We start from the raw sequence: 19,999 nt of genomic DNA on the forward strand, positions 1-19,999 counted from the left end.
GAAGGCAGGTTGTGACAAGCCGCTGAGAGGACGGGGGGTAGGCTGCGCCGCATGCGCTATCCCGCCCTGGAGAGCCTGCGCGGCCTGGCTGCCCTGATCGTGGTTTTGCACCATCACCTGCTGGTCTTTCCTGCCCTCTACCCCTACCGGGTGGAGGCGTCCGGCGCGGCGGGGTGGTTGACCCGTTCGCCCCTGCATCTGCTCTGGGCCGGTTCGGAGGCGGTGGTGTTCTTCTTCGTGCTCAGCGGCTTCGTCCTGAGCCTCTCGTCGTGGCGGGGCGAGCCGCTGGACATGGAGGCCTTTGTGGTCCGGCGCCTGCGGCGCATCTGGGTGCCGCTGATGGTGGCGGTCACCCTGGCGTGGGGGTGTGCGGCCCTCCTCGGCCACGCGCCTGTTCCGGGGACGAGCGAGTGGTTCGCGGCCATCTGGCGGCAGGCGGGTGCCGAGGCCTACGTGCAACACGCCCTGGCGCTGGGCAATCTCGACACGGTGAACCACGCGTTCATCCCGGTGGTGTGGAGCCTCAAGTACGAGCTTTGGCTCTCCCTGCTGCTCCCGCTCGTCCTGCTTGCCGTTCGGCAGCGGCCCGGTTACGTGCTGGGTGGGGGTGTCCTCCTGCTCGCGCTCTCCCACATCACCCCTGGCTCCGATACCACGCTGTCCCTGATGCGCTTTCTGCCGATGTTCGCGCTGGGCGCGCTGTTGGCCCGGCACCGGGAGGCGCTGGGCGCGTGGGTGGCGGCGCTGCCCCGGGGGGCCCGCCCCGGGCTGCTGCTGCTCGCGCTCCTCGTGATCCCGGTGCAGTGGTACGGCGGCCCGTTTCCTGCGGCATGGAGGCGGGTGCTCGACGACCTCGGCACCCTGGGCGGCGCGGCCCTGTTGATGCTGCTGGCGCTGGGCTGGTCCTCCCTACGGGTCCGGCTGGAGCGCCCGGCGCTCGCGTGGTTGGGGCGGGTCAGCTTCAGCCTGTACCTGTACCACGCGCTGGTGCTCGCCGTCGTCGTGCGGTTGGGGGCCGGGCTGCTCCCACTTCCGGCTCTGCTCGCCCTGTCGGTCCTGCTGGCCCTGCCGGTCGCGGATCTGGCCCACCGCTGGGTCGAGGTGCCCGCGATGGGTCGGGGGAGGCGGCGCGACCGTGAGGTTCACCCTGTACCCTCCCAACCGTGACGGGCGCGAGCTCCTCTACCCCCGGTGGTACGGCTCCCCCGCGCTGATCGTCGCCGCCCGGTAGAGGGCCTCGGCCATCACCACCATCGCCAGGTCGTGCGGCAGGGTCAGTTGCGAGAGGCTCCAGAGGGCGTGGGCCGAGGCGCGCAACTCGTCCGTATGTCCCTCCGGGCCGCCGATGGCGAAGGCGAGTTCGCCGGTGCCGCCCACGGCCTGGGCGTCGAGGTACGCGCTCAGGCCCGCGCTGGTGTACTGGCGCCCGCGCGGGTCGAGGAGGACCAGGGGGGCCCGGCCCGCCGCCCGCGAGGCGGCCTCGGATTCCTGCGCCGGGGTCTTGCCCGTCACGCGGGTGACCGTCAGCTTGTGGTAGCGCCGCAGCCGCCGCTCGTACTCGTCCCACCCGGCGCGGGCGTAGGCGAGGCGGGGCTCGCCGACGGTGATCAGGTGCAGGCGCATGGGGGGCAGGATAGGGCAGGGGGGAGGGGCAACGAGAGATCAAGGCCGCCCTCTTCCCCCTCCCGCTACACTGGCGCTATGGGCTTCCGGTCGCGTTTCGCCCCCCCCGGGGTGGGGCCTTGAATTACGCGGCGACCCTGGCCGTGCTCGTCGTGTTGGCGTTTTGTTTTCCGCTGACGGTGCGGCTGGGCGCGCAGCTCGGCGTGCCGGAGGTCTACACGGCCTCGGCGCTCGGGGCGCTGCTCACCTTCGCGCTCGCGGCCTACCTCGTGCGCTGGCAGGTGGGTCGCCACGCGGTCACGCTGGAGCGGCTGGCGCGGGCGCGGGCGCAGGTCGCCGCGGAGCCGGACAATCCCCGGGCGTATTTTGTGCAGGGAGAACACCTCGGCATGGTCCTCTTGCGGCTCGACCGGCGGCGGGAGGCGGCGGAGGTCATCGACCGGTACGCGCGGCTCGGGGGTGCGCGGGAGGGGGAGATCGTGGCCCTAAGAGAAGCCTTGTCGAACGCGGAGCGGCGCCAGCGCCGCGCGCAGGGGAGCGAAGTATGAGGGCGTACAAGGGCATCGTGGAGGACGGCGTGGTGGTCCTCATCGGAACGAGGTTGCCGGAGGGCACGGTCGTCACCGTCACCGTCGGCGAGGCCGAGCTGTTGCGGGCGCGCATCACCAGCGCCCTCAAGCGTCCCCGCAAGGTGCGTGTGCGCCTCAAGCCGACCCCGGGGCTGGTCGCCGAGGCGGCGCTCGCGGGCGGGGTGAACGATACGGGGAATGATTAGGAGCCCTGGGCACAGGAGGCTGGCGGCTCCCGGCGGCCCCCCGTGACCCCCGACTCGCCTCCTTCCCACCTCTGGCTCGTGCCGACCCCGGTGGGCAACCTCGGCGACATCACCTTCCGGGCGGTGGACGTCCTGCGCGGCGCGGACGCCGTGGCGTGCGAGGACACCCGGCGCACGGGCGCGCTCCTCACACACCTGGGGATCAGCCGTCCCCTCGTGCGGCTCGACGCCCACACCATGCACCGCGCTCCCGCCGTGCTGGAGGAGCATCCCCGCCTCGCCTACGTCACCGACGCGGGCACGCCGGGCATCAGCGACCCGGGCGCCGAACTCGTGCGGGCGGCGGTCGCGGCGGGCGTCCCGGTCGAGGTGCTGCCCGGCCCCACCGCCTTCGTGCCCGCGCTGGTGCTGTCGGGCCTGCCGAATGCGCGTTTTACCTTCGAGGGCTTCTTGCCCCGTTCCGGTCGGGAGCGCCGTGAACGCCTCGCCGCCGTCGCCGCCCGGCCCGAGACGACCGTCCTGTACGAGAGCCCGCACCGCCTCGCCGACACGCTGGGGGACCTCGCGGGCGCGTGCGGCCCCGAGCGGCAGGCGAGCGTGACCCGTGAACTCTCCAAGCGCTTCGAGGAGACGGCGCGCGGGACTCTCTCCGACCTCGCCGCCCACTTCGCGGGAGAGGTGCGCGGCGAGATCGTGGTCGTCGTGGCGGGGCGCCCGGCGGGGGAGACCCTTCCCGGCGAGGAGACGCCCGACCACGCGGCCCTCGCCCAGACCTGGGCCGCCGAGGGCCGGAGTGCGCGCGACATCCGGGAATTGCTCATCGCCCGGGGTTTGCGTAAGAATGACGCTTACGCCCTGGCCCTGCGGGTGACGCAGGAAGTCTGACGCCCCTCTCCGCCCAGGCCCAGCCCAAGGAGCCTTCCGTGACCGAACTGCATGAACTCCCGACCGACCACCCCAACCCCGCAGGCGTCCGCCGGATCGCCGTCCTGACGAGCGGGGGAGACGCGCCCGGCATGAACGCGGCGATCCGCGCCGTCGTGCGCACCGCCACCCACCACGGCGTCGAGGTCGTGGGGGTGCGGCGCGGATTTTCGGGGCTGCACCAGGGGGACATGGCCGTGATCGGCCCCAGGGACGTGGCGAACACCATCCAGCGCGGCGGCACGATCCTCCTGACCGCCCGCTCGCGCACCTGGCGCAGCCCCGAGGGCCGGGCGAAGGGCGCGAAGAACCTGCGCGACTGGGGGGTGGACGGCCTCGTCGTGATCGGCGGCGACGGCTCCTTCCACGGCGGGCACTACCTTCAGGAGGAGCACGGCATCCCGGTGATCGGCGTGCCCGGCACCATCGACAACGACCTGTACGGCACCGACCACACCATCGGGTACTTCACGGCGGTCGAGACGGCCCTCGACGCGGTGGACAAGCTGCGCGACACGGGCGCCTCGCACGAGCGCATCTTCGTGATCGAGGTGATGGGTCGCCACGCCGGGCACATCGCCCTGGAGGTCGCCGTCGCCGGGGGCGCCGAGGAGGTCTTCATCCCGGAAGACGAGAAGCCCGTGGACGGCGTGGTCGAGATCGTCAAGGCGAGCGTCGCCAAGGGCAAGGCGAGCTCGATCATCATCGTCGCGGAAGGGTACCCGGGCGGGGCGCAGGGGGTGGGAAACGCCATCCAGGCCGGAACGGGGCTGGAGACCCGCGTCAGCATCCTGGGCCACATCCAGCGCGGCGGCACTCCCGTCAGCAGCGACCGGGTGCTCGCCAGCCGCCTCGGGGAAGCCGCCGTCCACGCCCTGATGGACGGCAGAAAGGGCGTGATGGTGGGCCGTCAGGGCGGCGCGGCCACCTACACGCCCCTCCACGAGACCTGGGAGAAGCGCAAGGACGTGAGCCGCGACCTCTACCGCTGCGCGATGACGCTGAGCATCTGAAGGCAGGGACCAAACCCGTCACGCCCTGACGCCTTCACCGCCTACGCTCGGGGGAGGAGGCCAGGCCATGACCCTCGAATTCAGCGGTGAACTCTGGCACTGGGCGGGGCCCGCCCCCTGGTACTTCATCGCCGTCCCGGGGGAGGAGTGCGGCGCCCTGCGAGCGGCCTCAAGGTTCGTGACCTACGGCTGGGGAATGATTCCCGTCCAGGTCCGCATCGGCGAAACCGAGTACAAAACGTCCCTCTTTCCCAAGGAGGGCCGCTACCTCGTGCCCGTCAAGGCGAGTGTTCGCCGGGCCGAAAGCCTGAAAGAGGGCGCCGAGGTGCGGGTGCGCCTCCGGGTCGGGGTCTGACCTCCACAAAAGAGGAGGGGGCCGCAGGCATCCCGCCCCGGCCCCCTTCTCGCCTTTCCCTCAGCCCTCGCTCAGTCCCGCCCGACGTTGCGCAGGAAGGCCGGGATGTCGTAGTCCTTGGGATCGTAGCTGCTCGCCGCCTGACCGCGCACGGGCCGCACGATGGTGTCGATGCTCGTGCCGCGCCCCATCCCGGCCCCCGTGCCCAGGCCCAGCCCCGCGGGGAAGGGCGCCTCGTTGAAGCCGGTGGCGATCACGGTCACGCGCACCTCGTCCCCCGCCGCCTCGTCGGGCGTGATGCCGAAGAGGATGTCGGGGTCCTCGAAGCCGGTCGCCTGCCGGATCTTCTCGACGATCTCGTTGGCGTCCGTCATGCTCAGGTCGTAGCCGCCCGTCACGTTCACCAGGATGCGGCGCGCTCCCTCGATGCCGCGCTCCAAGAGAGGCGAGTGGATCGCGCTCATCGCGGCCTCCTCGGAGACCTTCTCCCCGCGCCCCGCGCCGATGCCCATCAGGACCGTGCCCGAGTTGGCGAGGAGGTTACGCACGTCGGCGAAGTCGAGGTTGATCATCCCCTCGACGTTGATCACGTCGCTGATGCCCTTGACCCCGTAGTACAGCACCCGGTCGGCGATCAGGAAGGCTTCCCGGAAAGACACCTTCTTGTCCACGGCGGTGAGCAATTTTTCGTTGTTCACCACGATCATGCCGTCCACCCGCTCCGAGAGCTTGCCGATGCCGTCTTCCGCCACCCGCAGCCGCTTGGGCCCCTCGAACTTGAAGGGGCGGGTCACGATGGCGACGGTCAGGATGCCCATCTCGCGGGCGATCTCGGCGACGACGGGGGCGCTGCCCGTGCCGGTGCCGCCGCCCATGCCCGCCGTGATGAAGAGCATGTCGGTGCCGTCGAGGTACTCCTTGATGCGCTCGCGGTCCTCGATGGCGGCCTTCTCGCCGACGTCGGGGTCGGCGCCCGCTCCCAGGCCGCGCGTGAGGCGGTCGCCGAGCTGGATGCGCACCTCCGCGTGGCTCTTGGCGAGCACCTGCGCGTCGGTATTGCCCGCGATGAACTCGACGCCCTCGAGTCCCGATTCGATCATGCGGTTCACGGCGTTGTTGCCCGCCCCGCCCAAGCCAATCACCCGAATTCTGGCCGCTTGCATCATGTCTCCTTAGCTGCGGCCTCCGCTCTCGGGCGGGCCGCTTTCACGCGGAGTAGTGTAACGCAGCCCCGCCCCCCCTGCCCGCCGCCAGGCATGGCCGGGGCAGGCGGGGACCGGACGGCGCGCCCCTGGGGACTGGGCGCGCCGCGCGTCACATCCAGTCTTTGAAGACGTTGCGCAGCCGGTCCATCAGGCCCGCGCCCTCCTTGGGCTTGGCCTTCTCGGCCTTCTCCTTCTTGGGCGGCGCCGGGGTGATCACCGTCGTGGAGACCACCTCGCCCCCGCCCTTCGCGGCGCTCGGCGGGGTGGGAGGCGTGGGCGCCGCCTGCTTGGGCTCCTCCTGGAAGACGGAGGTCGGCACCTTGCCGTCCTGCCCGATCCCGTACAGCACCAACCCGACCCCCGCCGAGTGCGCCGGGCCGCTCACGATGTCGGTCAGTCCGCCGATGCCGCGCGGGCGTCCGAGCCGCACGGGCAGCCGGAAGCGGTCGCGGGCGAGTTCGGTCGTGCCCCGCAGCAGGCTCGCCCCGCCCGTGAGCACCACCCCCTGCGCCACGAGTTCCACCGGTCCGAGCGCTTGGTCGATCTCGTCGCGGACCATGCCGAAAATCTCGGCGAGGCGCGGCTTGATGATCCTCGACAGCTCAAAGGCGCTGATCGCGTGGGTGCCCCCCGTGGAGGTGGTGATCTCCAGCGTCAGGTCGGGGTCGGCGAGTTCGGGGATGGCGGCCCCGTACTTGCGCTTGACGTTCTCGGCCTCCTCGGTGGGCAGCTTGAGGATCTGCGCGAGGTCGGCGGTCACGTGCTCGCCCCCGATGGGGATACACGACGAGTGGGCGAGGTTGCCCCGCTTGAAGACGCTCACGTCGGTCGTGCCGCCGCCGAGGTCGATCACGATGACCGTGTTCGCCTGCTCGGCGGCCTCCAGGGTGGCGAGGCCCGAGGCGAGGGCCTGAAGGACGAAGCCCTCGACCCGGACCCCCGCCTCCTGCACGCAGCGCCGCAGGTTCAGGAGCGGCCCGGCGGTCCCGGCGACGATGTGCACGTCCACCTCCAGCCGCACGCCGTGCATCCCGACCGGGCTCTTGATGCCCTCCTGGCCGTCCACGACGTACTCCTGCGGCAGGGTGTGCAGGATTTCGAGGTTGGGGTCGAGCGGCACCGCGCGGGCGTTCTCGATGGCGCGGTCCACGTCGGCCTGGGTGATCTCCTGGTTGCGGCGGATGGCGGCGAGGCCGTGGCTGGTGATCGCCTTGGCGTGGTTCCCGGCGACGGAGACGAAGACGCTCCCCACCCGCACGCCGCTGACCCGCTCGGCGATCTGCACCGACTGGCGGATGGCGTGGGTGGCCCGCTCGAGGTTGACGACCGCGCCGCGCTTCATGCCCTCGCTCGCGACCGTCCCCTCGCCGATGATGTCCACGGTCCCGTTCGGGGCGACCTCGCCGATGACTGTGGTGATTTTGGTGGTGCCGATGTCCAGCCCCACGATGATCGGGTTGTCCTTCATTTCTGGACGCTCACCCCCCAGGGATAGATGTGGATTCGCTTGCCGGGAAACTGGGTCAGGGCCCCGGCGTAGTTGAGCAGAGTGTCGAGGTCGCCGCTCCACACCGTTCCGCCCGCGGTTTTGGCCGTGACGCCGGACGGCGTGTATGCAACCGACTGAACATTGTAACGCCCAAGTGACCGGGCGACGAACAGGGCGTCCTCCAGCCGGTCGGGCCCCCACCCCCCCAGCAGGGGAAGCCGCGCGACGTTCCCGGCCCCGGGCAGCACCGTCCCGTCCTCGGCCACCGCCAAGACCTCCCCGTCCGGCCTGCGCCAGCGGGCGAAGGGCACGCGCTCGGTGACCGAAATCGCCACGGTGTCCGGGAAGCGCCGGGTGACCTGCGCCGATTGCACCCAGGGACTCTCCTCCAGGCCCCGCGCCCGCCACGCCCCGTAGTACGCCCAGGAGAAGCCGGGCGTCAGACCCGCGAGGTCCCGCACCCGGGCCTCGCTCAGCCGCGCGTGGCCGCTGACCGTCACCGTGCGGACGGGGAGGCCGAACCACAGCCCGACGAGGGCGCCCACCACCAGCACGAGGGCGAGGCTGGCCCACAGCCGTCGGCGGCGCCGGGCCCGCTCGCGCGTCCCGAAGGCGGAGGCGGCCTCTGCGGCGGCGGGCGGAGCGGCGGGTTCCGGCGCGGGGCCTGGGGACACCCGGCGGTTGAGGGGGCGGGGTTCGGAGTCGATCACGGTCCTATCCTGCCACCGCCCGGGTCCCGTGGTGCCCGGGTGGCCGGGTTCACCCCCGCTCCGGCCACAGTTCGTACTCCAGTTCCAGCGCCGCGTCCACCCGCTCGCGGATGACGCCCAGCAGCGCGTGGACGTCGGCGCTGCTCGCTCCCCCCAGGTTCACGATGAAATTGGCGTGTTCGGGCGCGATCATCGCGTTGCCGATCCGCTCTCCCTTGAGCCCCGCCTCGTCGATGAGCTTGCCCGCCGAAACGCCGCCCGGATTCTTGAAGGCGCAGCCCGGCGTTCTCATCTTGGGCTGGCCCTTGCGCGCGGAGTCGGCGAACTCCATCTTCGCCAGCACCTCGTCCGGTGTGCTCCGGCGCAGCCTCAGGCGCACCCGCGTCACGATGTGATTTCTCGGAATGCCGCTCGCCCGGTAGCCCCAGTCGAGGTCGTCGGGGGTGACCCGCCGCGTGCCCCCCGGCGTCACGATCTCCAGCGTGTGCAGCCCGTCGAAGGTCTCGCCGTAGCGGGTGCCCGCGTTCATCCACACGGCGCCGCCGACCTGTGCCGGGATGCCGACGGTGCCCTCCAGGTTGGAAAGGCCGAGTTTCTGGAGTTTGCGGATCAGGCCGGGCAGGGGGACACCGCCGCCGACCCAGCCCGTGACGACGGTTTCCCCCTTGCTCAACTCGGGGTCGGGCGTCAGGTCACTCTCGGCGAAGGGACCCGTCAGGCGGATGACCCGCTCGGGTACGCCCTCGTCCGCGACCACGAGGTTGCTGCCGCCACCCAGGATGCGGTAGGGGGCCTCCATCGCCTCGGCGAGTTGGGCGTGATCCGAGACGAACCACACCTCGGCCTCGCCGCCCACCCCCAGGGTCGTGAAGCGCGCGAGGGGCAACCTCTCGACGCGGGCGCCCGTGCGGCTGGGCCGGGTGAGCGTCACGCCCCCACCCCCGCGAGTTCGCGCGAGAGCTTCCACACGTCCCCGGCGCCCATCGTCACGATGATGTCGCCGCCCGAGGCCGTCTCACGCAGGTAGCGCACGACCTCGGCCCGGTCGGGGAGGTAGCGCACGCCCCCGTGCCCGCCCCGCGCCATCCGCTCGCTGACGAGGGTGGCGTGGATGCCGGGGATGGGGGATTCGGACGCCGCCGCGATGTCGAGGATGAGCACCTCGTCGGCGTCCATCAGCGCGTCGGCGAGGCGGGGCCACGACTGCTGGGTGCGCAGGTAGCGGTGGGGCTGGAAGACCACCCGCACCCGCCGCCCGGTCTGCCTTGCGGCCTGCACCGCCGCCGCGACCTTGGTGGCGTTGTGGGCGTAGTCGTCGATCACCAGCGCCCCGTTGAGCTGCCCGATCCGCTGCCAGCGCCGCCCCGGGCCCCGGAAGGCCGCGAGCGCCGCCGCCGCCTTGCCGAAGTCGCCCCCGTACAGGTGGGTGACGCTCAAGGCGGCGAGGGCGTTGAGGACGTTGTGCGTGCCGGGCAGCGATACCCGGCCCTCACCCAGCACCTCGCCTCTGTGCTCCACGGTGAAGGTCGTCCCCTCCGGGTCGGGTCGGAGATTCACGGCCCGGTAGTCCGCGCCCTCTGCCTGCCCGTAGCTCAGCCGCTCGCCTGCCCCGGCGCACAGCCCCTCCAGCCCCGGCCAGTCGGCGCAGGAGAGCACCCGCCGCGCGTGCCCCACGAAGTGGGCGAAGGCGGCGTGCTGCTCCTCGACCGTCTCCCAGTAGGTCGCCTGGTTGCCGCCCACGTGGTCGTCCTCGGCGTTGGTGAAGACGGCGGTCTCGCAGGCGAGGTCCCCGAACGAGCGGTCGGACTCGTCCACCTCGGCGACGAAGGGCCCGGCACCCACGCGCGCGTTGCTGCCGAACTCGGGCACGATGCCGCCCACGAAGGCCGCCGGGTCGAGCCCCGCCCCCTGCATGGCGACGGCGATCATGGAGGTCGTGGTGGTCTTGCCGTGGGTGCCGACCACGCCGACCGACGGCCCCGCCCGCAGCAGTTCGTCCAGCAGGCTCATGCGGGGCCGCACCTCCCCCCCCGCCTCCCTTGCGGCCACGAGTTCGGGGTGGTCCTTGGGCACCGCCTCCGACGCGATGAGGACGTCTACCCCGCCCACGTGCGCCGCGTCGTGCCCAACCGCGACCGGGATGCCCTCCCGCTCCAGTTGCTCGGTGAGTTCGGAGGAGGCCACGTCGCACCCGCTGACCCGCACGCCGCGCGCCGAGAGAAGCCGCGCGAAGGCGCTCACGCCGATGCCGCCGATGCCCATCAGGTGGTAGTGGAGTGGACGGGAGGAGGGGGAGGGCTGGGCCGGGGCCGCGGTGGAGGGGGGAGGGGAGGGGTCAGTCATGGTGAAGGTCCGGGGCGCGTGCATCACGGAAAAGCAAAACCACTCAACCAGCTTTTCAACGCAAATGCTGTTCCACGAGGTCCGCGAAGCGTCCCGCCGCGCCCGCCGGGGAGCGCGAGAGGGCCGCCTCCCGCATCGCGGCGCGCCTGAGAGGCGAGGCACACTCTAGCACCGCACTGCCCAGCGCCTCCTCCACCCTCGCTTGCTCGACCACCCGTCCCGCCCCCGCCTCCTGCACGCTTCTCGCGTTGTGAAGTTGGTGGTTCTCCGCCGACTCGGGCAGCGGCACCATCACGAGCGGCACCCCGTGGAAGGCCGCCTCCGCGAGCGTTCCCGTCCCCGCCCGCGTGATCGCCAGGTCCGCCGCCGACCACGCCGCCACCGCGTCCACGAAACCGACGGGTTGATACCACGGCAGGTCGCGCACCCGCGGCACCACGTCGGAAAGCCAGCGCGGGCCGGTGGAGTGGATCACCTGCACGGCGTTCCCCTCGGGCAGCAACCCCTCCACCCCCAGGACGTGCCGCAGGGTGTCGGGCACCGCGCCGTTGAGCGCCAGCGACCCCTGCGAGCCGCCCATCACGAGGATGGTGAGCGGCCCCTCCTGCAACCCCAGCCGCGCCAACGCCTCCGGGCGGGACAGCCGTTCCTCCCGCACGGGCATTCCGACGAGGGTGGCCTTGCGCTCGGAGAGGCCGATCACGCGCGGGTAGGCCGTCCCCACCGCCCGTGCCCGCCCCGCCGCGAGCCGCTGGGTCAGGCCCAGCCGGGCGTTCTGTTCGTGGAGGACGGTGGGGAGGCCCAGACTCTGCGCCCCCAGCACGCCGGGCAGGCTGGCGAAGCCGCCGAAACCGACGACGGCGCCGGGACGCTTCTCCCGCAGGAACGACCGCGCCTCCCCCAGCCCCCGCGCGGCCCGCAGGAGTTCGCGGGGGTCGGGGCGGCCCTGCCCGCTGCGGGCGAGCTTACCAGCGTCCACCCCCTGAAAGGCGAGGCCCTGCTCGCGCGCCACCCGCTCCTCCATCCCGCCCCGCTGCCCGAGGATCCATGCCTCGTGCCCGCGCCCCATCAGCTCGCGCGCGGTGGCGACCGCCGGGTAGATGTGGCCCCCTGTGCCTCCCGTTGCCATGACGACCAGACTCATCCGGGGGAGTGTAGAGCCTCGGGGAGTGGAGGGTGGGAGGTGGTCGATGGGGTGCCGAGGCCCTGCCCGGATCACCGGGCGAACATGGCGGGGCGGTTCGGTGCAGTCGGTCATCAACGCCTCGGCCACGATCAACTCCCCCGAGTGCTTGGGACCGACCTGCCTCCCGTGCCCGGCCTCCCGCTCCAGAACCGCCTGAGCCGCAGAAAAAGCCGTCAGCAGGATGCTGACGGCTGATCGCTAAGGGCTGACCGCCTCAGTCAAACAAATCCCCCAGCGCCCGCCCGACGCCCCCGCCGCCGTGGCTCTCGTCGCCGCCCAGGCCCGCCTCGAACTCCTCGTAGGGCTGCACGACCACGAAGCCGTCGCCCTGGAAAACCATCTGGTACGTCTCGCCGCCCCCGCGCCCGAAGATGCTCTTGAGCGAGGCGTCCATTCGCAACTGGGGCTGGAGGTTGCCGCTCCAGGCGACGGTGGCGTTGGGGTCGGTGAAGATCGGCTCATTGTTCGTCACCCGCAGGGTCAGCGGCTTGCCGTGGCTGAGGATGGCGACGAGGCCGCTTCCCTGGAGCCGCACGCTGAAGAGCCCGCCCGCCGCCATGCCCGCCGCCCGGCGCTGCATGGTGATGTCGTAGTTCACGGAGTCCTCGAAGGCGAGGAGGTCGTTGCCGTTCACGTTCAGGCTGTCGCCCGCGAGCCGGAGGACCGTGATCTCCTTGCCCTGGTCGGCGAGGTAGGCGACGCCGCGGCCCTCGATCTTGGCGAGGGGGCTCATCTCCTGACTCACCGCGCGCTTGAAGGCCTTCATCAGCCCGCCCTCCAGGGTGCCCTCGCGCTTGAAGGAGAGGTTGCCCTTGTAGGCCACCATCGCGCCGAGCTTGCTCCAGATGCGCCCCTGGACCTTGACCTCGAGCATCTTGCTCGACTCCAGCTCGAACACCTCGCCGGGATTGTCGCGCTCGGCGGTCTGGGCGAGAAAGTCGCGGAGGCTGTAACTGCCGTCGGAATTCGTCATGCCCTCAAGGTACGGCAGGAACGCGGGCCGGGTTCCCGTCGGCCCTCAGCCCACCACCTCCCCGATCCGGCGCAGCACCTCCTCGATCTGCTCCAGGCCCGTCGCGTAACTCAGACGCACCTGCCCCGGCGCGGCGAAGTCGGTGCCCGGCACCACGGCGACCCGCGCCTCGTCGAGCAGGATGCGGGCGGCCTCCAACTCGTCCGGGTGGAGGCGGGTGGTGTCCGCCATCACGTAGAAGGCGCCCTGAGGGGTGGGGGTCGGCAGGCCCAGCTCGTTGAGCCCCGCCACGATCCGGTCCCGCCGCTCACGGTAAGCCTGCCGGGCCATCTCGATGAAGCGCGCCGTCTCCTCGTATTCGGTCAGCGCGGCGAGGGCGGCGTACTGGGAGACGCTGCTCGCGTTGCTGGTGCTCTGCGACTGGAAGGCGTTCATGGCCGTGATGACGCCCTTCGGCCCGCCCGCGTACCCGATGCGCCAGCCCGTCATCGCGTACGCCTTGCTCGCCCCGTTCACGGTCAGCGTGTGCTCCGGCGCGTACCGCCCGATGCTGACCTGCTCGGCGTCGTACACCAGGTGCTCGTACATCTCGTCGGTCACGATCACGAGGTCGTGTTTCTGCGCGATCCGGGCGACCGCCTCCAGCACGTCGGGGGGGAAGACCGCGCCCGTCGGGTTGCCGGGGCTGTTCAGCACGATCATGCGGGTGCGGGGCGTCACGCGCGCCTCCACCTCCCCCGGGTCGAGCACGAAGCCCGACTCCGGCGTGGTGGGCACGGCCACGGGCACGGCGCCCGTCAGTGCCACCATCTCCGGGTAGCTCACCCAGTAGGGCGCGGGGATCAGCACCTCGTCCCCGGGGCCCAGCAGCGCGAAAAAGGCGTTGAAGAGGGCCTGCTTGCCCCCGCTCGTGACGGTCACGGCGTCGGGGGCATGGGTCAGGCCGTTCTCCCGGGCGAACTTCGCGCTGATCGCCTCGCGCAGTTCGGCCACCCCGCTCACGGCGGTGTACTTCGTCTTCCCCTCCTCGATGGCCCGCACGGCGGCGGCCTTGACGTGGGGCGGCGTGTCGAAGTCGGGCTCGCCCACGCTCATGCTAATCACGTCCACGCCCGAGCGGCGCAACTCCAGCGCCCGGGACGAGACCGCCACCGTGGAGGAGGGCTTGAGGCTCAGGGCCCGCTGGGAGAGCCGGAAGGGGGAGGAGGTCATGGGGTGAGGGTACAGGGGGCGCGGCGCACCGGGGAGCGTGTGGGCTAGCCGTACTGCGGACAGCGTGAAGAGGTCTTCGAGCCCTGCGGCTCCCAAACCTCCATCTCGGTCCTTGCTATCCTCGGCTGTAAGGAGAGCCCACGTGGCAAGGACGACGCTAACCAGTAAGGGGCAGATCACTGTTCCGCGGTAGGTTCGGACGGCCCTGGGGTTGGAACAGGGGGATCAGCTCGTCATCGAGGCGACGGAGGACGGCTTTCACGCCCGCGTCATCCGCAGACCGCGTGCTGTGTCCCTCCAGGGCATTCTGCGCAGCGCCGTTCCGTATGAAGGTGAAGAAGCGGAACGCTCTGCCGTCGCCGAAGCACTTGTCCGGAAGCACCGCCCCCGCTGATGCCCACCTCGAGTGCCCCGGTGCCTGCCGCCCTGCTCGACGCCAACATCCTGCTGCGGTATCTGACGGGGCAACCCAAGCCCCTTGCCGACCGGGCCCGAATGTTGTTTGAGCGGGCCGAGCGCGGAGAAGTGCGCCTGGTCCTGACCCCGTTGATCGTCGCGGAGTGCGTGTGGGTGCTGAAGTCTTTCTACAAGCCTCCCCTCCCGGCCCTCGCCAGCGCCTTGCAACAGGTCATGGCGTTGGGTGGAGTGACGACGGAGCGAAGAGGGCGCAGTCAGCGCTGCCCTGACCAGCATGGCGCTCCACAACGTCGATTTCGCCGACGCCTATCTGGCCGAACTCGCGCGGCGTGAGGGCCTGAGCGTGGCGACCTTCGACCTTGATTTCAGTCGCCTGGGCGTGCCGCTCCTGACGACCTGAGGGGAGCCGCAGGACAGGGCAGCACGCGGCGACAAATAGAGTGAGGGGGCAAGCCGTCTGGCCGCCCCCCTCTTCCATTTCTGTGCCCCTCAATGCAGCAGCCCGATGCTGCGCGCGCGGCTCACCGCTTCCGTGCGGTCGCGGGCCTCCAGCTTGGCGTACAGGCGGGCAAGGTGGTCTTTGATGGTGTCGGGGCTGACGCGCAGGTTCTTGGCGATCTCCTTGTTGCTGTAGCCCTGGGCGAGGAGCGGCAGCACGTCCGACTCGCGGGGGGTCAGGCGCGGCACGTCCACGTGGGGGAGGCGGTCGACCTCCGGGTGGGCCACGATGTCGCGCAGTTGCCGGGCGAGGCTCTCGGGGTCGGACTCCTTGCTGACGTAGCCGCGGGCCCCGGCGGCGCGGGCGGCCTGCACGATGGCGGGCTCGGCGAAGGTGGTGATCAGGACGCTGACGACGCCGGGGTTGGTCTGGCGCAAGCGGTCGCAGACCTCGATGCCGGTCATGCCGGGCATCTTCACGTCGAGCAGCGCGGCGTCGGGCTGCCACGTGCGGCAGGCCTCCAGCGCGCGCAGGCCGTCGGCGGCTTCGGCCACCACGTCGAAGCCTTGGTGCAGCAGCGCGTACTTCAGGCCCATGCGGAACAGGGGGTGGTCATCGGCAATCACGAGTCTCATGGCGTTACCTCCGGCAGGTGCAGGGTGAGGATCGAGTGGACGGCGGCGGACACGTCGTGACCGGAGGGGTCACGCTCGGGGAGGTCTGGGGAATCGGGTGAAGGGGAGGGGGACACGCGGTCGTAGGCGAGCGAGCCCCCGTGCGCCTCCGCCACCCGCCGGGCGATGAACAGGCCCAGCCCGGCGGTTCCGGCGGTGTACTGCTGCCCGGCGATGGTGACGGGCTGCGCGTTGAAGGGCTGCGCGAGTTCGGTCAGGGGGGCGCCCAGGCCGGGGCCGTCGTCGCGGACCTCGACCCCGGCGGGAGTGACGGCGAGTTCGACCCGGGAGCGGGCGTAGCGCAGGGCGTTGTCGGCGAGGTTGGTGACGGCGCGTTCCAGGGCCGCCGGGTCGGCGTGGGCGGTGCCCGTCCCGCTGACGGTGAGGCCCACGCCGCGCCCCTGCGCCCGGCTCAGCAGGCGGCGGGCCACCCCGTCGAGCAGGGGGCGCAGCTCGGTGGGCCGGGCCTGCACCCGCACGTCCTCGCGTTCATAGCGGTGCGCGTCCGCCATCTGCCCGACGAGGGCGAGGAGCCGCGCGTTCTCGGCGAGGAGGTGCTCCCCCACCTCACGCCGCTCGGCGTCGGGAAGGGGGTGCTCGGTGAGCGTGCGGGTGAGGTGCCCGGTGGCGATCAGGGGCGTCTTGAGGTCGTGGACGAGGGTCGCCATGAACGCGCCCCGGCGGTCGCGCTCGGTGCCCAGCCGCTCCAGCAGCTCCGCGAAGGCGCCCCGCAGCGCCCGGATCTCGGCGGGGTCGTCCCCGCGGGGCTGCGAGAAGTCGCCCCGCTGCACCTCCGCCTCCAGGCGGCTCAGCGGGCGCAGCAGGGCGCCGCTCAGGATGTAGCCCACCAGCCCGCACGGGGCGGCGACGAGCCCCATCCAGGCGAGCAGGGTGCCAGGCGGCAGGTCGGGCCGCGCGCCCAGGGTGAGCACCAGGTTCGGCAAGAACGCCAGCAGGAAGATCACCAGCGTGAACTGCGCGCGCAGGGTGCCCTGGGACCGCGCGGGGGCGGTGAGGGGGATCCTTGCGGAAAGCTCTCCTGGGCTCACGTCCCGGAGTGTAGGGAGTGAACTCTGACAGAACCCTCACGGACGGGGTGGTCAGGTGCCCGCCTGTCAACCCCCTCCACCCTCTGCCCCTGACGGGGGTAAAGGGCCCAGGCAAACAAGCAAGGACGCGGCTCGGGGGGTGGGCCGCGTCCTTGCTGGCTTACCGTGTCAGCGGCCCAGACGCCGCAGCAGCAGCACCAGCCCCACCCCCGCCAGGGCGTACGCCAGCAGCCTTCCGCGCGAGTCCGGGGCCGACGACGTGCCGCTCGGGCGGGTGATCGGCACCGGGTGGTCGAGGTACCAGCCGCGCACGGGGCGCACCGCCTCGTCGAAGTTGCGGGCGAGGCGGTGGAGTTCGATGGCCATCTCCGGCCCGGACATGGGGTGCCCGTGCCCGGTCGCGGCGAGGTCGGGGTCGAGGTTCGCGAGAAGTCGCACCGAGTCGCGCGCCGCGTCCCAGTTGGGCGTGTAGTACGCGGGTGGGCCGTGGACGAGGGTGGGCCTCGACGCCAGCGCCCCCGTCACCGTCTCCTGCTTGGTCGTCACGAAGGCGTCGCCCACGATCAGCGCGCGGTCCTCGTCCCGCCACAGCGACACGTGCCCGGTCGTGTGCCCCGGCGTGTGCAGCCAGCGCCAGCCGGGGAGATTCGGCACCGAGCCGTTTTCCGGCAGCGCCTGAACGTGGGGCCGGAAGTCGAAGGGACCGGGCACGAAGGCGGGCGAGAGCGCACTCATCACCCCGCCCACCGTGGGGTCGGGAAAGGGGTAGGGGTGCTCGCCCGTGACATAGGGCAGCTCCAGCGGGTGGGCGTACACCGGCACCGGCCATTCGCGCAGCAGCTCGTGCAGCGCCCCGATGTGGTCGAGGTGCCCGTGGGTCAGGATGATCGCCTCCGGCGCCCGCCCCCCGTGGTGCCGCTGCGCCGCAGCCTTGATCAGCCCGGCAGTGCCCACCATGCCCGCGTCCACAAGCACCCACGGCTCGCCCGGCTGGCCCAGCAGGTAGACGTTGACCATCGGCAGCCGCACCCGCACCACGTTCGGGCGCAGGGCCTGCGTGCCGCCGAAGGTCGAGACGGCGGGAGCGGGGGGGTGGGTGGCGTCGAGGGCGGGAGACTGAGTCATGGGGGCGCGTCCTTTCGGCGAGAGGAGGGAAGGAGGACTTGCCCACACGCTAGGGACTCCGGCGTGTCGGTAGGCGGCAGCGGGACTTAGGGAGACTTAACGCCCATGTGGCAGAGGACCGGAGTCTGCCGCGTCTCTCCCGACATTCCCCGGCGGGGTGCCGACCGGATCCCACGGGGGCGGCTGTCGAAAACCTCGCGGCGCGCTCCGGAAGATGAAGCTAGCCTTAAGGTGTCCGGGAACAATCCACGTCACCTCACCCGCAAGGAGCCTCCCCATGCGCCGTGCATTCATCCTGCCTGCCGTCTTCTGCCTCACCGCCGCGCTCGCCGCCTGCGGGTCGGCGCCGACCGCCCACCCCACCGTCAGTCCAGACGCCACGGCCCGGACGCCCGCTCAGGGGACCGTCACGCCGTATTACATCTTCGCGGAAACTTCCCAGGCGCGCCTCGTTTCGGGCAGCGCGGTGGTGGAGCAGGGCGGAGCACGGGTGCCCGATGGCCGCCTCTACCTGCAAGACCGGGCGACAGGAAGCCTCCGCCTGCTCACGACGCCCGCGCGGTTCGGCGAAGGGTTCTACGCGGACGGCGGCGCGTTGTCGCCCGACGGTCGCACCGCCTACACGGTCGTCAACGCGGGTGGAGACTGGGCGCTGTACGCCATCGACACGGGGAGCGGGGCAGCGGCGCCCGTCCTGAGCCGTCAAACGGCTCTCGAACATGGGCTGACCGAGGCCGAGGGCAAGACGCTGGTGGTCTCGCCCGACGGTCGCCAGCTCGCCTTTCGCGGCTACACCATCCGCTACGACGAACAGGCGGGGACCACCACCCACACCAACGCGCTCTACCTCGTGGACCTTCCGGGGGGCGTGGGGGCGCAGGGCGCGGGCACCTCTCTCGTCCGGGTCGCCATCCGGGGCACGGGCGGCCTTCCCGCGCCGGGCTTCGACGCGCAGGGGCGCCTCGTGGAGACGCCCGAACGCCCCACCCGCCTGTCCGAAGCCGCCCGGGGGCAACTCCAGGCGCAGGACCTCGGCGTCGTGGGGCGTCTTCCGGTCGCCGGGACCGTGGCACTCAGCCAGTCGTTCCACGGCTCGGGGTACGCGGGCGGGAGTTCCTGGGGCCTGGGTCTGGACCTCGCCCCCCGCCCGCTGGGCACGACGATGGCGGCGCGCTCCATCGCCAGCGGGGTGGTGAAAAACGTCTACTCCAGTGGCTGCGGCGTGTACGTGGTCGTCGATCACACCACGACGACCGCCGACACGTACTACTGCCACCTCGTCACCGGCAGCCCGGCGGGCTACGGCATGGCCGCCGGGAAGGCGCTGTACGAGGGCCAGCCCCTCGGGACGGTCGGCAACACGGGCGTCTCGACCGGCGTTCACCTGCACCTGGCGCTCATCCAGGGGGACGTGTTCGGGCTGCGCGGGCGCGACCCCACCCGGACCGGGTGCACCATCGCGGGCGGCAACTGGACGGTAGGCCGCGAGTACCAGTACCTCGCCGATCCCTGCTGAGAGGCACACCGGGAGGCAGGCCGTCCGCTTCCCGTGACGGCGGGCACGCGATCAGTCGGTCGTCACTCCTCACGTCTATGGTGGAGTCGAAGCCCCATGTCCATGAAGTCCATCTTTGTCGCTGCCCTTCTCGGCCTCACCGCCGGTCAAACCCTCGCCTTCACCTCTGCCTGGCGGGAACCCGCCCGTTTCGGGCCGGTGGACAGCCGCGTTCCCGACCTCCACGAGCAGCGCGTGTTCGCACAGGCGTACTGCACGGCCCGGTCACAGGCCACCTGCACGCCTCGCACGGTCGGTTCCCTGGTGTTCTACGACGGGCTGGTCTCCACCGGGATCGTGTACGGCAGCTTCACGGCGGCGAACGCCCGCGAGGCCCTCGTCACCCAGTGCGCCGCCGAGAGTGACCGTTGCGAGAGCGTGACCCTCTTTCGCCGCCTCGGCGACCGCTGGAACGTGGTTCACCGATCCTCCGGCATCACGCCGCGCGACTGCCTGAAGTTCCGCGGCCCGGGCGGACGGGACGTGCTCGCCTGCCGGGGCAACACGGTCTTCCTGCCCGGCCCCGGCCTGAGCCTCGATCTCGTCGCGGTGGGCGGGAAGCAGACATACACCAAGCCTCTCCTGCCGACGCGGAACCTCAGTTGCCAGGGGGCCCAGAATCCAGTGGACTTCGCGCGGCTGGGGGACTGGGCGCGGCGGGACGTGGACGGCGACGGACGCGCGGACCTCACCGTGGGGCTCCGGCAGTTTCAATTGACGTTCGCCGACGAGGAGGCGTGCCGGGCCTTCGACGCCCAGAGCGTGCAGGAGAAAACCACGTCGCTCACCTGGTTCACGCGGGGCGGCACGCTGGTGCCGGGTGAGGCTGCACGACGGGCGTTCAGCGACTTGAAATAGGCTTCTGCGCCGCATTCCTTCCCGGTTGGAAGAACTTGCAGATGGTGGCGGGCTGATCCTCCCCGCCGTCCCTC

General features: G+C 71.5%; 20 protein-coding genes and 1 pseudogene. 9 read left to right on the plus strand and 12 right to left on the minus strand.

The window, feature by feature from the left end; translation table 11 throughout:
- Positions 1-51 precede the first annotated feature (51 nt).
- Positions 52-1,167: an acyltransferase family protein gene (locus A7B18_RS16035; RefSeq protein WP_102127706.1), complete on the plus strand. Its 1,116-nt coding sequence runs from the start codon at positions 52-54 to the stop codon at positions 1,165-1,167.
- A 15-nt stretch (positions 1,168-1,182) separates the two neighbouring features.
- On the opposite strand, the gene A7B18_RS16040 is transcribed toward A7B18_RS16035, so the two are convergent.
- Positions 1,183-1,623, minus strand: coding sequence for a 23S rRNA (pseudouridine(1915)-N(3))-methyltransferase RlmH (locus tag A7B18_RS16040; protein ID WP_102127707.1), 441 nt, complete (start codon positions 1,621-1,623; stop codon positions 1,183-1,185).
- A gap of 119 nt (positions 1,624-1,742) precedes the next feature.
- Between A7B18_RS16040 and A7B18_RS16045 the strand changes: the two genes are divergently transcribed.
- The 5 genes from A7B18_RS16045 (at position 1,743) to A7B18_RS16065 (ending at position 4,690) form a co-directional block, all read left to right on the plus strand.
- Positions 1,743-2,171, plus strand: coding sequence for a hypothetical protein (locus tag A7B18_RS16045; protein WP_102127708.1), 429 nt, complete (start codon positions 1,743-1,745; stop codon positions 2,169-2,171).
- The gene (locus A7B18_RS16050) at positions 2,168-2,398 is read left to right on the plus strand and encodes a hypothetical protein (RefSeq protein ID WP_102127709.1); all 231 of its coding nucleotides are present in this window, start codon (positions 2,168-2,170) and stop codon (positions 2,396-2,398) included. The genes A7B18_RS16045 and A7B18_RS16050 overlap by 4 nt, the downstream gene beginning before the upstream one ends.
- Before the next feature lie 42 nt (positions 2,399-2,440).
- Positions 2,441-3,283, plus strand: coding sequence for a 16S rRNA (cytidine(1402)-2'-O)-methyltransferase (rsmI, locus tag A7B18_RS16055; protein ID WP_102127710.1), 843 nt, complete (start codon positions 2,441-2,443; stop codon positions 3,281-3,283).
- A 38-nt stretch (positions 3,284-3,321) separates the two neighbouring features.
- Positions 3,322-4,335, plus strand: a complete 1,014-nt coding sequence (gene pfkA / locus A7B18_RS16060) for a 6-phosphofructokinase (RefSeq protein WP_102127711.1) — start codon at positions 3,322-3,324, stop codon at positions 4,333-4,335.
- Between the two features lie 67 nt (positions 4,336-4,402).
- The gene (locus A7B18_RS16065; RefSeq protein ID WP_102127712.1) at positions 4,403-4,690 is read left to right on the plus strand and encodes a DUF1905 domain-containing protein; all 288 of its coding nucleotides are present in this window, start codon (positions 4,403-4,405) and stop codon (positions 4,688-4,690) included.
- A 71-nt stretch (positions 4,691-4,761) separates the two neighbouring features.
- Here A7B18_RS16065 and ftsZ read toward each other — a convergent pair whose 3' ends face one another.
- From ftsZ to A7B18_RS16105, 8 genes are all read right to left on the minus strand, one after another.
- Positions 4,762-5,853: a cell division protein FtsZ gene (gene ftsZ / locus A7B18_RS16070; RefSeq protein ID WP_102127713.1), complete on the minus strand. Its 1,092-nt coding sequence runs from the start codon at positions 5,851-5,853 to the stop codon at positions 4,762-4,764.
- A 151-nt stretch (positions 5,854-6,004) separates the two neighbouring features.
- Complete coding sequence (gene ftsA / locus A7B18_RS16075; RefSeq protein WP_102127714.1) at positions 6,005-7,363, minus strand: cell division protein FtsA; 1,359 nt, start codon at positions 7,361-7,363, stop codon at positions 6,005-6,007.
- Positions 7,360-8,094 (minus strand): cell division protein FtsQ/DivIB, encoded by a 735-nt coding sequence (locus A7B18_RS16080; protein ID WP_102127715.1) that lies wholly within the window; start codon positions 8,092-8,094, stop codon positions 7,360-7,362. Before A7B18_RS16080 ends, ftsA begins: the two co-directional genes overlap by 4 nt.
- A 49-nt stretch (positions 8,095-8,143) precedes the next feature.
- Complete coding sequence (locus A7B18_RS16085) at positions 8,144-9,025, minus strand: UDP-N-acetylmuramate dehydrogenase (protein ID WP_102127716.1); 882 nt, start codon at positions 9,023-9,025, stop codon at positions 8,144-8,146.
- Entirely contained in the window at positions 9,022-10,356 is a 1,335-nt protein-coding gene (gene murC, locus A7B18_RS16090) for a UDP-N-acetylmuramate--L-alanine ligase (protein WP_425430337.1), read from the minus strand. The genes A7B18_RS16085 and murC overlap by 4 nt, the downstream gene beginning before the upstream one ends.
- Positions 10,357-10,492: 136 nt before the next feature.
- Positions 10,493-11,581: an undecaprenyldiphospho-muramoylpentapeptide beta-N-acetylglucosaminyltransferase gene (gene murG, locus A7B18_RS16095; protein ID WP_102127717.1), complete on the minus strand. Its 1,089-nt coding sequence runs from the start codon at positions 11,579-11,581 to the stop codon at positions 10,493-10,495.
- Between the two features lie 256 nt (positions 11,582-11,837).
- Positions 11,838-12,596 carry an AIM24 family protein gene (locus tag A7B18_RS16100; RefSeq protein WP_102127718.1) on the minus strand — a complete coding sequence of 253 codons (759 nt, stop codon included), beginning with the start codon at positions 12,594-12,596 and terminating at the stop codon, positions 11,838-11,840.
- Positions 12,597-12,641: 45 nt separating this feature from the next.
- Positions 12,642-13,808, minus strand: coding sequence for a pyridoxal phosphate-dependent aminotransferase (locus A7B18_RS16105; RefSeq protein WP_102127719.1), 1,167 nt, complete (start codon positions 13,806-13,808; stop codon positions 12,642-12,644).
- A gap of 679 nt (positions 13,809-14,487) precedes the next feature.
- Between A7B18_RS16105 and A7B18_RS16110 the strand changes: the two are divergent.
- Positions 14,488-14,625, plus strand: a pseudogene (locus A7B18_RS16110) (PIN domain-containing protein); the annotation flags it as partial.
- Between the two features lie 89 nt (positions 14,626-14,714).
- Here the strand turns inward: A7B18_RS16110 and A7B18_RS16115 are convergent.
- The 3 genes from A7B18_RS16115 to A7B18_RS16125 all read right to left on the minus strand — a co-directional run bounded on the left by A7B18_RS16115 (position 14,715) and on the right by A7B18_RS16125 (position 17,512).
- Complete coding sequence (locus tag A7B18_RS16115; RefSeq protein WP_102127721.1) at positions 14,715-15,299, minus strand: response regulator transcription factor; 585 nt, start codon at positions 15,297-15,299, stop codon at positions 14,715-14,717.
- Positions 15,296-16,387 (minus strand): sensor histidine kinase, encoded by a 1,092-nt coding sequence (locus A7B18_RS16120; protein WP_245872924.1) that lies wholly within the window; start codon positions 16,385-16,387, stop codon positions 15,296-15,298. Before A7B18_RS16120 ends, A7B18_RS16115 begins: the two co-directional genes overlap by 4 nt.
- Positions 16,388-16,555: 168 nt before the next feature.
- On the minus strand, positions 16,556-17,512 hold the full coding sequence (locus A7B18_RS16125) for an MBL fold metallo-hydrolase (RefSeq protein WP_102127722.1): 957 nt from the start codon (positions 17,510-17,512) through the stop codon (positions 16,556-16,558).
- A gap of 277 nt (positions 17,513-17,789) precedes the next feature.
- On the opposite strand from A7B18_RS16125, the gene A7B18_RS16130 reads away from it, so the two are divergent.
- Together A7B18_RS16130 and A7B18_RS16135 are read left to right on the plus strand one after the other, a co-directional pair.
- Positions 17,790-19,028: a peptidoglycan DD-metalloendopeptidase family protein gene (locus tag A7B18_RS16130; protein ID WP_146009565.1), complete on the plus strand. Its 1,239-nt coding sequence runs from the start codon at positions 17,790-17,792 to the stop codon at positions 19,026-19,028.
- 96 nt (positions 19,029-19,124) lie between these two features.
- Entirely contained in the window at positions 19,125-19,925 is an 801-nt protein-coding gene (locus A7B18_RS16135) for a hypothetical protein (protein WP_102127724.1), read from the plus strand.
- Positions 19,926-19,999: the final 74 nt, after the last annotated feature.

The organism is Deinococcus planocerae, from assembly GCF_002869765.1.
Taxonomy (GTDB): domain Bacteria; phylum Deinococcota; class Deinococci; order Deinococcales; family Deinococcaceae; genus Deinococcus; species Deinococcus planocerae.